Raw genomic sequence first — 2,439 nt, 5'->3', positions numbered from 1 at the left:
GGATCCCCGATGCTTACGGACAGTAATCGTCACGACAGACCCTCATGGAAAAAGCTGATCGCAGTCAGAACGACCAGAAAACCCGACCAGACAGCCACTTGCACAACTGGAACGACCGCCGTGAGTACGATGGCGATCAGGATCGAGTTCACCACATTCGCGGTAAATACCAGCGGAAGCTGGCGGACTACCAGCGACACCTGTTCGCTCCGGATATCGGCACATGTCGATGCCGGATTATCCGCCCCGACCCGGACCCTCATTTTCTATCCTGACGTCTCCATCCGCAGGAATGATACAGTATCGAATTGATGCCGTGAATTTACCTTTTACATGCGGAGAGAGTTTACGGAACAAAGTGGAATCCTCCGGCGCCTGCAAATTTTGGCCTAAGGTGCACTATTCCAGGATTGTCTTTCCAGCCATCATGCGATCGGTCGTTTCGACTCGACGAAGGTTCGATCCTTTATCGATATTGGTTTCAGACGGAATGGTCTATTTGTGCGCCCGGCTCAGGAGAGCCGGCATCCTCATCAAGGACAGCAGTCCCGCAGAGGCCTTAGCCGACGGGCGTTGTGCCACATAGGAGTTACCCATCGCGAGTGACTTAATACCAGTGGAGGGTGGCGGGTTGTATTATATCTGGTAGCTTCCCGCTGGTTTTTATGACCCGGCGCAGGAGAGATTCCAGCCGTGACAGCTTGAGACGATCTTCAATGAAGCTGTGTATCAATCATATCTGCCATATCTGCGGGCGAAGCCGATAAACTAAAACGCCTTATGAATGTTTTGTTGAATGTTGATTGGAAACTGCCGCTCCTCCGGCTGGGTTTGTTGAAGAAAGCGGCTGCCGGTGACTTCCGTATGAATGAGGGGACTTTATGAGCTTTGTTGCCAAGGGCATCATGCGCGCGGCCCTTGCCGGTATTGCCGGCATCATGCTCGCGACCTCCGCGCAGGCGCAGGACATCTCGGGAGCCGGCGCCACCTTCCCCTATCCGGTCTATGCCCGCTGGGCGCTGGCATATCAGCAGGAAACCGGCACCAAGATAAACTATCAGGCGATCGGCTCGGGTGGCGGTATCCGCCAGATAAAGGAGCGCACGGTCACCTTCGGCGCCTCCGACAGTCCGCTCAAGCCGGATGACCTCGCCAAGGCCGGTCTGGTCCAGTTTCCCCTGATCATGGGCGGCGTGGTCCCGGTCGTGAACATTGCCGGCATCAAGCCCGGCCAGTTGCACCTGGACGGTCCGACCATGGCCCGCATCTACTTAGGCGAGATCGAGAACTGGGACGACCCGGCAATCAAGGCGCTGAACCCGGATCTGCCGCTCCCCAAGCTGGCGATCGCGCCGATCTACCGGTCGGACGGATCCGGCACGAACTTCCTGTTCACGAACTATCTGAGCAAGGTCAGCCAGAGCTTCCTCGACCAGGTCGGCAGCAATACGTCGGTCCAGTGGCCAGCCGGTCTGGGTGCTCGCGGCAACGAAGGCGTCGCCGCCATGACCACGCGTACGCGCGGCGCCATCGGCTACGTCGAATCCGCCTACGCCAAGCAGAACAAGATGCCCCACGTGATCCTGAAGAACGCCGACGGGAAGTGGGTCGAGCCGGAAACCGAGGCGTTCCAGGCCGCGGCCGCCTCGGCCGACTGGGGCAATGCTCCCGGCTACTACATCATCCTGACCAATCAGGCGGGCGCTGGGAGCTGGCCGATCACCGGCGCCAGCTTCATCCTGATGCATCGTGAGCCGCGCGATCCCGCCGCCGCCGCTTCGGCTTTGAAATTCTTCGACTGGGCCTATAAGAACGGTGCTCCCATGGCGGAACAGCTCGATTACGTGCCGATGCCGCCGAACGTCGTGGAACTGGTTGAGCAGACATGGTCCAAGGACTTTGCCAAGGTCGACGGCGAGGCCCTGTGGAGCGGAAGCAGCCAATAGTCCCGCGCTGGGAACCTATGGTCGGGAACAGATCGCCGGGAACCGAGTAAGTATGACCGATACCGCTCTTCAAGCCCGGAGCCGCGCATCTGGCGGCTCCCAGGGTAAACGCCAGATCGTCATGGACCGGGCGTTTCAATCGGCGACCGCGTTCTTCGCGTTCCTGGTGCTGGTGATCCTCGGCGGCGTCTTCGTCTCGCTGGTGATGGGAGCGCTCCCGGCGCTCAGCACGTTCGGGTTCAGCTTCGCCTATATGCAGGTCTGGAACCCGGTCACCGAGAAGTTCGGCGCGCTGGCTCCGATCTACGGAACCGTCATGACCGCGCTGATCGCGATGGCGGTCGGAATCCCGATCAGTTTCGGCATCGCCGTTTTCCTGACGGAGCTGGCTCCCCCCTGGCTCAAGGGGCCGGTCAGCACCGGCATCGAACTGCTCGCCGGCATCCCCAGCATCATCTACGGCATCTGGGGCCTGTTCGTCTTCGCACCGGTC

Annotated in this window: 3 protein-coding genes; 2 read left to right on the top strand and 1 reads right to left on the bottom strand. The window is 59.8% G+C overall.

Annotated features, from left to right (window positions below; translation table 11 throughout):
* Positions 1–29 precede the first annotated feature (29 nt).
* On the bottom strand, positions 30–200 hold the full coding sequence (locus tag AC5JJ6_RS09275) for a hypothetical protein (RefSeq protein WP_496041763.1): 171 nt from the start codon (positions 198–200) through the stop codon (positions 30–32).
* 681 nt (positions 201–881) lie between these two features.
* Between AC5JJ6_RS09275 and pstS the strand changes: the two genes are divergently transcribed.
* Together pstS and AC5JJ6_RS09265 are read left to right on the top strand one after the other, a co-directional pair.
* Complete coding sequence (gene pstS / locus AC5JJ6_RS09270) at positions 882–1,946, top strand: phosphate ABC transporter substrate-binding protein PstS (protein WP_496041762.1); 1,065 nt, start codon at positions 882–884, stop codon at positions 1,944–1,946.
* A 52-nt stretch (positions 1,947–1,998) separates the two neighbouring features.
* A partial coding sequence (locus AC5JJ6_RS09265; RefSeq protein WP_496041761.1) for an ABC transporter permease occupies positions 1,999–2,439 on the top strand: 441 nt, incomplete at its 3' end.

The organism is Skermanella sp. (genome assembly GCF_059503625.1).
Note: the sequence above shows the minus strand (reverse complement) of the source record. Positions and strands in the feature narration are given on the sequence as shown.

What these genes read in the sequence shown, in the direction of transcription:
- pstS (WP_496041762.1), top strand. Translation starts at nt 882, where the DNA reads ATGAGCTTTGTTGCCAAGGGCATCATGCGCGCGGCCCTTGCCGGTATT.